This window comes from Xanthomonas sp. NCPPB 3174, assembly GCF_056725205.1.
Window position 1 is genome coordinate 1,521,444 of sequence record NZ_CM161517.1, and the last position, 12,569, is coordinate 1,534,012.

Below are 12,569 nucleotides of genomic sequence, written 5' to 3' on the forward strand. Positions count from 1 at the left end.
TGCGCCCTGCAGTTCGCGGCGACGCTCAGCGCTTGAACATCAGGTAGGTCGACAGGATGTACTTGTCGTTGGACACCGGCGGCTCGCCGACGTGCTGGTACATCCAGTAAGGCGGGAACATCAGCAGCCGGCCGGCGCGTGGCGCGGTTTCCACGTCGAGGTCGCAGAAGCGCGTGGTCCCGCCTTCGCCGACGTCGTTGAGATACCACAGGAACACCATGTAACGTTCGGAGACCGCATCGACCGCGTCGAAGTGCGGCTGGAAGCGATCGACGCCGCCGACCTGGTATTTCTTCAGGATCAGCCGGTCGATGGTCGGTCGGTACGGAATGGGCAGGGTCAGGCCCAGTTCCTGGTTGTAGCGGGCCAGGTAGTGTTCGATCCTGTCCAGGAAGAAGCCCAGGAACGCCGGATCGGCCAGTTTGCCGATGTCCAGTTCGGTCCAGTTGCTCTCGCTCAGCGCGGCGTGCAGCGTGCTGCCGTTGCGCAGGTGATGCGCGCGGGACGCTTCGAATCCTTCGATCAACTGCTGGCAGAACGCGGCGGGCAGGGCGTCGTCGTAGGTGCGGATGTAGTCGCTCAGCGCTTTCATGGTGTAGTGGCATCCAGGTCGTAGCCCCAGTGCGCGGCCACCGGCTGCAGGATCGGCAGCGCATCGGCCAGCCAGGGCGCGTAGGGATGCCAGCGTCCCACGGCGCGCTGGTTCACCGGTTCCACCACTTGCGCGTAGCTGGGGGTGCTGATGTAGCCCTTGCGTGCGGCATGCTGCGCGAAATCGGCCAGGAATCCGGCCTGGTCGATGCCCAGGAAGTCGCCGATGCGTTGCACTTGCGTGGGGAAATCGCGCACCGTTTCCTCGTACTTGAGGATCAGCAACCGCGGTTGCAGCAGCGCCTGGTGGTGGATCCAGAAGCGCATCGCGTTCACGTAACTCTTTGCAAGGCGCTCGAGCGTGGAGCACAGCACCATGAAGGCCGGCGAGCGGAAGTTCTGCATGTAGCAGCTCAGCAGCACGTCGCAGGGATGGCGCAGTGCGAGGATGATCTTGGCGTCGGGGAACATGCGCATGATCACCGGCAGGCGCAGCATGTTCAGCGGGTTCTTGTCGACCAGTTGCTGGCCTGGGGCCAGGGCCACGACCTTGGCGACCTCCGCCCAGTACACCTGGCGCATCGCCTCGACCTGGGCGTGGTCCAGCGCGTCCAGGTCGTACGGATAACGCTTGCCCTGTGCTTCCATCCATTCGATGCAACGCTGCAGGATCGCGCGCTCGTCCATCGACGCGTAGCGCGGATGCGCATCGAGCATCTGTTCCAGCATGGTGGTGCCCGAGCGTGGAAAGCCGACGATGAACACCGGCGACGCGTCGCTGTCCGGCGCCGTGGCGTGCGGGTCCACCGCGAACGGGGTTTCCAGCCACAGGCTGGAGATCTGCAGCGGTTCTTCGCCGGAGTGGGCGATGTCCGGCATGGTCTCTGCGGCGAGCTTGAACTGCAGGGCGTGCGCCTTTGCCAGCATGGCCATCGCCGCGGCAGGCTCGCCTTGCTTGTCGTCGATGCCGGCCAGCGCAAAATAGGCGTTGGCTTCGATCTGCATCTGCGGCCGCAGGGCCAATAGTTCGGTGTTGGCGCCGCGTGCAGCGGTGTAGTCCTTGCGGCGCAGTGCCAGCGCCGACTGCAATTGCAGCAGGTCGATGCGGGTCTGTCGGTCGTCCTGCACGGCGATGGCCCGCGCCTGCTGCCACAGCGCCTCGGCTTCGGGGATGCGATTGGTGCGTTCGTGCAGTTGCGCCAGGCGGATCAGGTTGGAGAGCGACGGCGCCTGGCCGTGCGGGGTCTGCGACAGCAACGCCTCGGCTTCGTCGGTTCTGCCGACCTGGATCAGTGCGCCTGCCAGGTCCTCGCGCAGATCCTCGGGCAGGTGCGGCCACACGGCGGGTGGTGGGAGCAGGGCGGCGGCGCGTTGCGCATCGCCGCACTCGAAGCAGGCGATGGCGGCATGGATGCGCGCTTCCGGTTGCGCCGGATCCAGGTCGACCGCGTCGAGCAGGCGGTGCCGCGCGCGCGCGATGTCGCCCATGTCCAGCAACAGCAGGCCATGGTCGACGAGATAGTGGTAGGTCTGCGGCGCCAGGGCGAGCGCCTGGCGGTAGGCCTGGTCGGCGTCGGCATGCTCGCCCAGAGTACGCAGCGTCATGCCCAGATTGGCCCAGTGCGCCGACTCCTGCGGCTGCAGACGGGTCAGGGTGTGGTAGTGCGTGGCGGCGCCGGCCACGTCGCCGCGCTGCTGCAGCGCCATCGCCAGCAGCGTGTGCCAGTTGGGATCGTGCGGCGTGGCGGCCAGTGCCTGCTGGCACAGCTCGGCGGCGGTTTCCGCGTTGCCTTGTTCGATGAGATGGATTGCGTGTTGCAGCTGTGGTGCGTTCATTCCGGTCTGCCAAAAAAGAGGGCCGCGCGAATGCGTCGCGCGGCCCTCGTCGTCACGTCAGGAGCAGACTGAGCGAACTCAGAAGCTCATGCTGTAGCGAGCCCACAGGTAGCGGCCAACGGTGTCGAAGCTGTTCACGTCCGTGTTGGCGTTCAGCACGTTGTTCTGATACAGCATGGGCGGCTGCTTGTCGAACACGTTGTCCAGGCCCACTTCCACCTTCGAATTGAACCACGGCAGCGCGTAGTTCACGCTGACGCTGTGCAGGAAGTAGGAACCGTAGCTCTTGACGATACCGCAGTACTGAGGCGCGTTAACCGGGTCGCAAGCAGCATCCGCGCTGACCTTCTGGCTGAGATCGGCACTGCCGACGTCAAACGGACCAATATAGCGGATACGCCAGCTGGCGCCGAAGTCACCCTTCTGCCAGTTCACGAACAGGCGGCCGCGGACGCGCGAGTACAGGCCGTAGCTCTTGTTGTACGTGCCGGCGATATGGTTCACCACGCCCGCCGGATCGTCCGGGTTGGTCTTGTTGTCGTAGCGCGCAATGTAGGTGCCGTCCAGGCCGAAGGTGTAGCTACCCCAGGCGGTGTCCGGCAGGCGATAGCGCAGCGCCAGGTCCCAGCCCTTGGTGTCCAGGCGGCCCAGGTTGACGATCGGCTCGCGGATGAAGTTCACCTGGCCGTCGGAGTAACGGTTGATGAAGCCGCAGAACGGGCTGCTCTCGTCGCTGTAGCAGATGTTGGCCACGGTCTGCGCATCGGCACGGTTGATCGTGTCGTTCAGGTACAGACGCCAGTAGTCCAGGCTGGCCGAGAAGCCCGGCAGCCATTCCGGGTCATAGACCACGCCCCAGTCGAACGACTTGCCCTGTTCCGGCTTCAGGTCGAAGCCCGCAGCGACCGAACCCGACCACACGCCGGTGGTCTGCGACATGCCGCTCGGGGTGATGCCGGTGGCGCCCGGAATGGCGGTCGCACCCGCGCCCGCGCCGCACGCCGCTTCGTGGTTGCGCGCGGTGCCGGTGCGGCCGTAGCCGAGGCAGGGGTCGGTGAAGTTCGGTGCATCGCCGCTGGCGCCGGCGTACAGGTTCTCGATCGTCGGAGCGCGGAACACCTCGGCGACCGTGCCGCGCAGCAGCAGGTTCTGGATCGGACGCCATTCCAGCTGGACCTTGCTGTTGGTGGTGTTGCCGAAGGTGTTGTAGTCCGAATAGCGCGAGCCCAGGGTCAGCGCCAGCAGGTGCGCGAACGGGACCTCGGACAGCAGCGGTACGTACAGTTCGGCGTACAGCTCCTTCACGTTGTACTTGCCGCTCAGCGGGGTGCCGCAGGCTTCCTGCGAGATGAAGCAGTTGCCGTTCGCATTGGCGATGGCGATGTAGTCGACCGCGTTCTTCTGGTACTCCTCGCGCCAGGACACGCCCACCGCCAGCTGCGAAGCGCCGGCCGGCAGCGTGAACAGCTCGCCGTTGGCGTTGGCTTCGAAGCTGCGCATCTGGTAGGTGTTGGAGTAGGTCGGACGCGCCTCGTACTTGCCGAGGGTCGCGATCGTCTGCGGGTCGTTGATGTTGAAGATGTTCAACGGGGTGCAGCCGGCGATCACCGCACCGGCGCTGCCGCACTTGACCACGCCGTCGGTGTCGCGGAACGACGGACCCAGCGCGTCGCGCAGGCCGGCGTAGTACACGTAGCCGTAGCTGGTGTTCTCGCGGGTGTAGTGGCCGTAGTTCATGGCCGCGTCCCACTTCCAGGTGCTGTCACCGACGAAGCCTTCCAGGCCCGCCACGACCTGGTCGGTCACGGTGCTGTAGTAGGAGCGGCGTTGGCCCAGCGAGGTGAAGCGGGTCAGCAATTGGTTGTATGGCGGAGCGCCGTCGGTCGCGCCGAAGTTGGTGCCGAACGGGTTGTAGAAGTTGTTGGCGGAAATCACCACCTTGTCGCCACGGGCGTCGAACGGCAGCGGCGCGATCGCGAAGTTGGAGCTGGTCTTGTTGTGGTAGACCTGTGCGAAGGCGTTGATGCTGTCGGTGATCTGATAATTGGCCAGGAAGAACGCGTTGGTGCGCTCCTGCGGCGTCATGATCAGGTTGGTGGCCTGGTAGTTGAAGGAGTCGGTCGCGCCGGAGTAGCAGCGGTAATCGCCCTGCGAGGCGCCGGACGCGCCGGGCTTCAGGGTGACAGTGGAGCAGCCGCCGTACTGGGCCTGCAGCGCGGTCGGCACGGTGATGCGGCCGCGCGGATTGCGGCTGGAGCCGAGCACGGTGACCCCGCCGCTGTACAGGTAGGTCGCGTCCTTGGAGTACTTGCGGTTGGCGGAGGAGATGCCGTCGAACTTGTTGTAGTTCAGGCCGACCATGATGTTGCCGCGATCGCCGACCTGACCGAAGGTCAGCGAGCCGCCGCTGCGCGCGCCGTCGCTCAGGTGGGTCGCCTGACCATAGTCGACGCTGACCGCCAGGCCTTCGAAGTCCTTGCGCAGGATGAAGTTGACCACGCCGGCCACGGCGTCGGAGCCGTACACGGCCGAGGCGCCGCTGGTCAGCACTTCGATGCGCTCCACGGCGCTGGCCGGGATCGAGTTGACGTCGTTGTTGACGACGCGACGGCCGTTGACCAGCAGCAGGGTGCGCTCGTCGCCGAGGCCGCGCAGGTCGACCGAGGACTTGCCGTCGCCGCCGCCGTTGTTGACCGCCGGGGTGGACGGCGCGCCGGACATCGCCGGCAGTTCCTGCACCAGGTCGCCGAGGGTCAGCTTGCCGGTCTGCTCGATCGCGGCGCGATCGATCACGACCACCGGGCTGGCGGTTTCGGTTTCAACGCGGGCAACGCGCGAGCCGGTGACCTGGATGGTGTCCAGGGTCTTGGACGCATCGTTGGAGGAGCTGTCCTGGGCCGCGGCCGCGCCGGTGCTGAGCAGCGCGGTGGTGCCGGCAGCGAGTGCGAACGCGATCGCATCGCGCAAGCGGTGGGTCTTGCAATTCATTGGCTCTCTCTCCGAAAGGTGTATGTCAGCTGAAGTTCGCCTGCGGAGGCGCCGAAATGCGATGCCAAAAACCGCGGGGTGAGCCGATGTTAACTTTGTCTTCAGAGAAATTAAAGAGTCGTTAATGACGTTGCAATTTGCGTGATGTATATCACCATTTACTGGGCAACAAAAAAGCCTCCGCGAGGAGGCTTTTTCTTTCTGAAACAACACGTTGCTGCAGGTCGCTAGAGGTCCTGCTCGTACCGCACGTAGGGGATGGTCCCCTCTTCGGTGCTGATGTTGTTCGGCGAGAACGGGTTCTTGCCGCGGGTGATGACGTTCTCGGCACCCACGGTCAGCTGGCCGCTCCACGGCGTGCGCCAGGTCAGGCCCACGCCCAGGCCGGTCCACTTGCCGGGCTGACCGGGGGCGTCGACGACGCGGCCGATGACGTTGGCGCTGAACGAGCCGTAGCCGCCGCCGATGCTCAGGCTCTTGCTGTCCCAACGGTCGAGCATGGCCGGGGTGGCGTCGGCGATCGGCACCAGGCGCGCCTTGGCGTAGGTGCCGCCGATCGAGACGAAACCCTCGCGGCCGATGTTCTGCTGCGCGAAGACGGTCAGGTCGTTCTGCTCCATCCGCATCGACGGCGTCTTGTTGGCGCCGGCCAGCCAGGCGGGGAGGTTCTCGCGGCCGGTGCCGGCCGACAGCGACAGGCGCCCGCCGGGGCGGTTGAAGGTGGTGGTGGCGGCGACGTGGTGGCCGGTGGTGCCGTCGTCGTCGCCCAGGCTGGCCAACATGCAGTGGCTGGCCAGCCCGCTGATGCTGCTGCCGCTGGCGCTGTTGCACAGCAGGCCCAGCGAGTCGCCGGAGGACAGGCCGAACGCGGCATCCAGCGAGTTGCGGCCGAAATGCCAGCGCGCGCCGACCGCCTGTTCGCCGGTGGGCTCCAGGTACAGCAGCGCCTCGACCTTGCCGCTGCCCTTGTTCCAGACCGGTAGCACGGTGCGGTCCTGGCCACTGGCCGGCTTGCTCTGCGCGTGCGCGCCCGTGCTCGCCGCAAGGGCGATCAACAGGGCGAGCGGTAGGCGCAGGAAGGGTCGCATCAGCAATCTGAGACTTGGGGCGGGCACGAAAGTTCCCGCCGGGCAGGGTGGTCGATGCTAGTGGGTTTATGTTTCTTTAACAAGTCGGACTCCCCGGTCGCGACGCGCATTTCAGCTAGTGCAAGCGCTCCGAGGATGTCGGTTCAGCCTGCGTTATGGCAAACAATACTCCGAATTCCGTCAAGGGGAAGTCATAGTGACGGCCGCAGAACTCGCAACGGATCTCAACTTGGCCGGTGGCCTCGGCGGCGGCCCGCGCTTCTTCCTCGCCCAGCGAGCGCAGCATCGCCGCCACCCGCTCGCGCGAGCACGAACAGCCGAAGCGCAGCGGGCGGTCGCCGAGCAGCTCCGGGGTCTCCTCGTGGAACAGCCGGTGCAGCAGGGTCTCGGCCGGCGTGGCCAGCAATTCGGCCTCGCCCACGGTCTCGAACAGCGCGCCGGCACGGTTCCAGCCGTCCTCGTCGCCGGCGTCGCCCGGCAGCTTCTGCAGCAGCAGGCCGGCGGCGTGCGTACCGTCGGCGGCCAGGATCAGCCGCGTTGGCAACTGCTCGGACTGGCGGAAGTAGTCCTCGAAGGCCTCGTCCAGTTCGGCCGAGGACATCGCCACCAGGCTCTGGTAGCGCTGCGGTTCGCGCGGATCCAGACCGGGGTTCTCGATGGTGATCGCCAGCAGGGCGTCGTCGCCGAGCGCGCGCAGGTCGCGCGGCGCGTCCTGGCCTTCGCCCAACTGGACGATGCCGCGCAGCGTGCCGGCGGCGGTGCATTCGGCGAACAGGGTGCGCAGCGCGCCCTGGCTGCGCAACTGCACCGACAGGCGCCCGTCGACCTTGGTGTGGCCAGTGAACAGGGCCGCGGCGACGCAGGCCTCGCCCAGCAGTTCGGTGGCCGCAGCGGGGTAGCTGGCCGGCGCCAGGATCTCGCGCCAGGTGTCGTGCAGGCGCACGTGCACGCCGCGCACCCCGGCGCCGGGGAGCAGGAAGCGGGTCAGACGATCGTCGGAAGAATGCATTGCGGCCTCGTTGCGCATGGGAAGATGGCGACCGCACGAACGTGGATCGTCATGGTGGACCAGATCGAAGAAAGCATAGGAATGGGGGCGGGACGCCGCGATGCAAGTGGCGCCGCATCGCCGCGTCCAAGGACCAGGCGCTGGCGCCGCTGGCTGCTGCTGGCGCCGTTGCTGTTCGTGCTGACCAGCGTGTCGCAGGTGCTGCTGCTGCGCTTCGTCGATCCGCCGTTCTCGGCGATGATGCTGGAGCGCCAACTCGGTGCCTGGGCCGGCGGCGACTGGTCGTATCGCATCGCTTACGACTGGCGCGATTCTGCGCAGATCGCGCCGAGCCTGCCGATATCGCTAGTCGCCGCGGAAGACCAGCGCTTCCCCAGCCATCACGGCTTCGACCTGGATGCGATCGAGAAGGCGCGCGACCACAACGCCCGTGGCGGGCGCCTGCGCGGCGCCAGCACGATCAGCCAGCAGGTCGCCAAGAACCTGTTCCTGTGGCAGGGCCGCAGCTGGCTGCGCAAGGGACTGGAGGCCTGGTACACGGTGTTGATCGAGGCGCTGTGGTCGAAGCAGCGCATTCTCGAGGTGTACGCCAACGTCGCCGAGTTCGGCGACGGCGTGTACGGCGCCCAGGCGGCCGCGCGCAGCTTCTGGAACAAGGACGCGGCGCAGCTGACGCCGGCGCAGAGCGCGCTGCTGGCGGCGGTGCTGCCGGCGCCGCAGCGCTACAACGCCACGCGTCCCGGCCCTTACGTGCAGGGCCGCGCCAACTGGATCCAGCGCCAGACCCGGCAACTGGGCGGCCCGGCCTACCTGCAGGCGCCGTAGGCTTGAAGCCCCTCTCCCCCCGGGAGAGGGGTTGGGGTGAGGGTACGGCCGGCCCGTGAGCGTGGTGGGGTTCGGCGGCAGACGTACCCTCATCCGCCCCTTCGGGGCACCTTCTCCCAGTGGGAGAAGGAACTCAAAGCCCCTCTCCCGCCGGGAGAGGGGTTGGGGTGAGGGTACGGCGGCACGTGAGCGTGGTGGGTTCGGCGGCAGGCGCACCCTCATCCGCCCCTTCGGGGCACCTTCTCCCAGTGGGAGAAGGAACTCAAAGCCCCTCTCCCCCCGGGAGAGGGGTTGGGGTGAGGGTACGGCCGGCACGTGAGCGTGGTGGGGTTCGGCGGCAGACGTACCCTCATCCGCCCCTACGGGGCACCTTCTCCCAGTGGGAGAAGGGAGGAGCTCCGCTTTTGCCAGGCGATACGCCCGCCGCTGGTGAACGTGCAGGCCGCTCCGTACCATCCGCCGATGGAATCCGAACGTCTCACCGTCGTCGTCACTGCGTTCAACGAGGCGCAGACCCTGCCGCTGCTGCACCCGCGCATCCTTGCCGCGCTCGACGCCGTGCCTGGGCTGGAGGGCCGGGTGCTGTACGTGGACGACGGCAGCCGCGATGCCACCTGGGAGACGATCCAGGCGCTGGCCGCGTCGGATTCACGGGTCGGTGCGCTGCGCCTGTCGCGCAATTTCGGCAAGGAACTGGCGCTGACCGCTGGGCTGGACTGCGTCGATCGCGGCGCGGCGATGCTGCTGGACGCCGATGGACAGGATCCGCCGGAACTGATCGGACAGTTCGTCACGCACTGGCGCGCCGGCTACGACGACATCTACGGCACGCGCCTGGTGCGCGAAGGCGAGGGCTGGCTCAAGCGCGGCACCGCGGCGCTGTTCTACCGGGTGATCGGGCGCCTGTCAAAGACGCCGATCCCGGCCGACACCGGCGATTTCCGCCTGCTTTCGCCGCGCGCGCTGGCCGCGCTGCGGCAGTTGCGCGAGCGCCATCGCTTCATGAAGGGCTTGTTCGGCTGGATCGGTTTCCGGCGCCTGGCGGTGCCGTACAACCGCGCGCCGCGGCTGGCCGGGCGCAGCAAGTTCAGCCTGTGGCGGCTGTGGAACTTCGCCCTGGACGGCATCACCGGCTTCTCCACCGCGCCCTTGCGGGTGGCCACCTATCTCGGGCTGGCGACCGCGGTCGGCGCCTTCTTGTTCGCGATCTGGGTGGTGGTCAAGGCGGCGCTGTGGGGCGACCCGGTGGCGGGCTGGCCGACGATGATGGCGGTCATCCTGTTCCTGGGCGGCGTGCAACTGATCGCGCTGGGCCTGATCGGCGAATACCTGGGCCGGCTGTACGAGGAATCCAAGCAGCGACCGCTGTACCTGGTGGAGACCTGGCGTGCACCCGGCGAAGGAGTATGCTCGGCCGTGCGATCCAGCGAACCGGGAGGCAGCGATGCGCACGGTACGGCAGGTCTTGAATGAAAAGGGCAATGAGATCCACGCGGTCGCGCCGGACACGGCGGTGATCGAGGCGCTGCGGCTGATGGCCGCCAAGGGCATCGGCGCGGTGCTGGTGATGCAGGACGGACAGCTGTCCGGGATCCTGTCCGAGCGCGACTACGCACGCAAGGTGGTCCTGCAGGACCGCTCCTCGGCGACCACGCCGGTGCGGGACATCATGAGCAGCAAGGTGCACACCGTCGACGCGGCGCAGAGCGTGCAGCAGTGCATGGAACTGATGACCGGGCAGCGCATCCGCCACCTGCCGGTGGTGGACGCCGGCCGTGTGATCGGCGTGATCTCGATCGGCGACCTGGTCAAGGCGGTGATCGAAGAGCAGCGCGAGGAACTGGATCAATTGCAGGAGTACATCAGGAGCTGAGATTGGGGAGTCGGGATTGGGGATTCGTAAGAGCGGGGGGCACGGGTGCGCCGGTTGCGTCGCGCGAATCCCCTATCCGGATTTGGCGGTGATCCGGCCGCCTGCTTTTGCGAATCCCCAATCCCCAATCCCCAATCCCGCGGCTACTTGCCGCCGCACTGAATATCCTTGCCCGGCCCGGTCTCGATGGTCGCCAGCAGGGCGGCCGGCGGGGCGATGCTGCCGAGGGCGACGGCGATGGCGCCGCGCAGGCCCAGGGCCTTGAAGTCGGGGCGGAAGCTCGGGTCCTTGAAGGTGCCGCCGACGCGCAGCGGCGAGCGCAGGGCGAGGATGCTGTGGTCCTTGGGTTGCGCCTTCAGCAGCAGGTCCAGGCGTTCCTGGCTCAGGTTGATGGTGCCGCTGCCGACCAGCAGGGTGTCGGTGCTGTCGAAGGCCAGGCCGCGCGAGGTCATCACTCCGTGCTGCACGCCGAAGTCGCCGAACGCACAGCGCACCGGGATCTCGCGGTCCTTGGTCACCAGGTACTTCAGCGATTCGGCGATATCCAGGCCGGCCAGTTCCATCACCAGATTGCTGATGCGGCCCTTGCCCATGCCGATGGCGACGCTGCCGTCGGCGCTGCCGAGCATCTGCGCAATCGAGTTGCCGCTGCCGGCCAGCGCGATCTCGCCGCCGATCGCGCCCGCCGCTTCCTTGGCCAGTTTGCCGTCGGGGAACAGCTTGCCCAACTGCACGCCGCGGATCGACACCTGCGCGCGGGTGAACAGCGTGGGCTTGCGCGCGTCCATGCGGATGTCCGAGCGCAGGTCGCCGCCGGCCACGCCGAAGTTCAGCGGTTGCAGCAGCAGCACGCCGTCGTCGAGTTTCAGGTGCGCGTCCATGTCGTCCAGCGGCAGCGACGGCGCGTTGATGCGTTGCGCCTTCCAGCGCACGTCGGCGTCCATCGCGCGCAGCTTGCCGAGGTCGTAGGGTGTGGACGGCAGCACCTTGTCGGTGGCGGCCAGCTTGGCCGCCTGCGCCTTCTGCTCGGCGTTGGCGGTCTCGCCGGCGCCGGTACGCGGCGGCGCGCCGACGAAGCCGGCCAGGTCGTCGAAATCCAGTCGCTGCGAACGCAGGTCCGCGCGCAGGAACGGGCGTTGTCCGGCGGTATCGATCTGCACGGTGCCGGCGAGGTCGCTGTCGCCGGCGCGGCCGCGGAAGTCCTGGTAGCGCCAGCGCTCGCCGTCGCGTTGCAGGCGTCCATCCAGTTGGTAGGGCGGGGTGGAGGGAATGGCGATGCCCAGCAGCGGATACAGGTGCGCCATGTCGGTGCCGGCCAGTTGCAGTTGCAGGTCGAACACGCGCAACTGGAACGGGTTGGTCAGGGTGCCGCGCATGTGCGCGCGGGTGCTGCCGGCGCTGCCGCGCAGGTCGACGCGGAATGGGTGGTCGCTCTCGCTCAGTTCCAGCGGCGAGGCGGTATTGCCCTTGAGGGTGAAGGGATTGCCGCGCCAGCGGCCATCGCCGCTGACCGCGATCGGGGGTGCGGCATCGCCACGGCGGCGTTGCCCGACCTGGCTGTCGACGGCGATATCGATCTCGGTGCGCCCAACCGGATCCTGGAAACGCAGATGTCCCTGCTGCACAAGCAAGGCGCCCAGGACCACCGGCCTGCCGCCGTCGTCGGACTGGCCGAACGCCCAGTTGCCGGGTTGTCCGGCCGGGCCGGTCTCCAGCAGCAGGTCGGGCTTGGTCAGGCGGATCTCGGGGATGCGCACGCGGCCGCGCAGCAGCGGCCACAGCGCGATATCCAGTTCGGCGCGGTCGGCGCTGGCCATCTGCGGCTGCTTCGACCAGTCGGCGTTGGCGAAGCGCAGGCGATCGCCGCGCACGGTGACGATGCGGCCCAGGTCCACGTCCAGGTCGCCGTCGATATGGAAGGCGCGGCCGGTGCGCGCCTGCACCGCGCGTTCCACCGGCGCCTTGAACCAGTTCCAGTCGAAGATCAGGATGATGACGAGCAGGAGCAGCACCAGCGCGCCGAGTACGAACGGCCAACGCCGCAGGCGGCCGTCGTTGCGCCGCCAGGGCCAGGAACGGCGGCGTGCGCGGGATGCGGAAGCGGGGTCGGGAGCCATGCGGCCATCCTAGGCAGCCGCCGTGCACGGGGTGCGAAAGCGGATGGAGTGGCGGACCTGCGGGGGACATTGCCCGGTTTCATGCTGCGATGCATGACGATGGGGTTGCGATCATTGAGCAGGCGAAGCGACTGATTGGGTTCAGATCCGGAGTTGGCGGAATGCGGCGTCAAGACGCTTGAAGGGGCTAGCTGGACCAAGGCGGCTCGCCTCGTTGCCTGTTGCATTGAGGTTGATGGCAG

9 protein-coding genes are annotated in these 12,569 nt (G+C 67.5%); 3 read left to right on the forward strand and 6 right to left on the reverse strand.

Features of this window, described 5'->3' with window-relative positions; all coding sequences use genetic code 11:
* Window positions 1-25: 25 nt before the first annotated feature.
* The 5 genes from AC1PK7_RS06715 to hslO form a co-directional block, all read right to left on the reverse strand.
* On the reverse strand, window positions 26-592 hold the full coding sequence (locus tag AC1PK7_RS06715; RefSeq protein ID WP_481100270.1) for a 2OG-Fe(II) oxygenase: 567 nt from the start codon (window positions 590-592) through the stop codon (window positions 26-28).
* Window positions 589-2,427 carry a sulfotransferase family protein gene (locus tag AC1PK7_RS06720; protein WP_481100271.1) on the reverse strand — a complete coding sequence of 613 codons (1,839 nt, stop codon included), beginning with the start codon at window positions 2,425-2,427 and terminating at the stop codon, window positions 589-591. The genes AC1PK7_RS06715 and AC1PK7_RS06720 overlap by 4 nt, the downstream gene beginning before the upstream one ends.
* A gap of 78 nt (window positions 2,428-2,505) precedes the next feature.
* On the reverse strand, window positions 2,506-5,415 hold the full coding sequence (locus AC1PK7_RS06725) for a TonB-dependent receptor plug domain-containing protein (RefSeq protein WP_481100272.1): 2,910 nt from the start codon (window positions 5,413-5,415) through the stop codon (window positions 2,506-2,508).
* A gap of 227 nt (window positions 5,416-5,642) precedes the next feature.
* Window positions 5,643-6,503: an XOO1806 family protein gene (locus AC1PK7_RS06730; RefSeq protein ID WP_371182839.1), complete on the reverse strand. Its 861-nt coding sequence runs from the start codon at window positions 6,501-6,503 to the stop codon at window positions 5,643-5,645.
* Window positions 6,504-6,618: 115 nt separating this feature from the next.
* Entirely contained in the window at window positions 6,619-7,512 is an 894-nt protein-coding gene (gene hslO, locus AC1PK7_RS06735) for an Hsp33 family molecular chaperone HslO (RefSeq protein WP_481100273.1), read from the reverse strand.
* Window positions 7,513-7,593: 81 nt separating this feature from the next.
* On the opposite strand from hslO, the gene mtgA reads away from it, so the two are divergent.
* From mtgA to AC1PK7_RS06750, 3 genes are all read left to right on the forward strand, one after another.
* Window positions 7,594-8,337, forward strand: a complete 744-nt coding sequence (mtgA, locus tag AC1PK7_RS06740) for a monofunctional biosynthetic peptidoglycan transglycosylase (RefSeq protein ID WP_481100274.1) — start codon at window positions 7,594-7,596, stop codon at window positions 8,335-8,337.
* Window positions 8,338-8,799: 462 nt separating this feature from the next.
* The gene (locus AC1PK7_RS06745; RefSeq protein WP_481100275.1) at window positions 8,800-9,810 is read left to right on the forward strand and encodes a glycosyltransferase family 2 protein; all 1,011 of its coding nucleotides are present in this window, start codon (window positions 8,800-8,802) and stop codon (window positions 9,808-9,810) included.
* Window positions 9,782-10,210: a CBS domain-containing protein gene (locus AC1PK7_RS06750; protein WP_481100276.1), complete on the forward strand. Its 429-nt coding sequence runs from the start codon at window positions 9,782-9,784 to the stop codon at window positions 10,208-10,210. The genes AC1PK7_RS06745 and AC1PK7_RS06750 overlap by 29 nt, the downstream gene beginning before the upstream one ends.
* Before the next feature lie 143 nt (window positions 10,211-10,353).
* On the opposite strand, the gene AC1PK7_RS06755 is transcribed toward AC1PK7_RS06750, so the two are convergent.
* On the reverse strand, window positions 10,354-12,327 hold the full coding sequence (locus tag AC1PK7_RS06755) for an AsmA family protein (protein WP_481100277.1): 1,974 nt from the start codon (window positions 12,325-12,327) through the stop codon (window positions 10,354-10,356).
* Between the last annotated feature and the right edge of the window lie 242 nt (window positions 12,328-12,569).

Coding starts and splice junctions, on each gene's coding strand:
- AC1PK7_RS06715 (WP_481100270.1), bottom strand. CDS start 592: ATGAAAGCGCTGAGCGACTACATCCGCACCTACGACGACGCCCTGCCC.
- AC1PK7_RS06720 (WP_481100271.1), bottom strand. CDS start 2,427: ATGAACGCACCACAGCTGCAACACGCAATCCATCTCATCGAACAAGGC.
- AC1PK7_RS06725 (WP_481100272.1), bottom strand. CDS start 5,415: ATGAATTGCAAGACCCACCGCTTGCGCGATGCGATCGCGTTCGCACTC.
- AC1PK7_RS06730 (WP_371182839.1), bottom strand. CDS start 6,503: ATGCGACCCTTCCTGCGCCTACCGCTCGCCCTGTTGATCGCCCTTGCG.
- hslO (WP_481100273.1), bottom strand. CDS start 7,512: ATGCATTCTTCCGACGATCGTCTGACCCGCTTCCTGCTCCCCGGCGCC.
- mtgA (WP_481100274.1), top strand. CDS start 7,594: ATGGGGGCGGGACGCCGCGATGCAAGTGGCGCCGCATCGCCGCGTCCA.
- AC1PK7_RS06745 (WP_481100275.1), top strand. CDS start 8,800: ATGGAATCCGAACGTCTCACCGTCGTCGTCACTGCGTTCAACGAGGCG.
- AC1PK7_RS06750 (WP_481100276.1), top strand. CDS start 9,782: ATGCGCACGGTACGGCAGGTCTTGAATGAAAAGGGCAATGAGATCCAC.
- AC1PK7_RS06755 (WP_481100277.1), bottom strand. CDS start 12,327: ATGGCTCCCGACCCCGCTTCCGCATCCCGCGCACGCCGCCGTTCCTGG.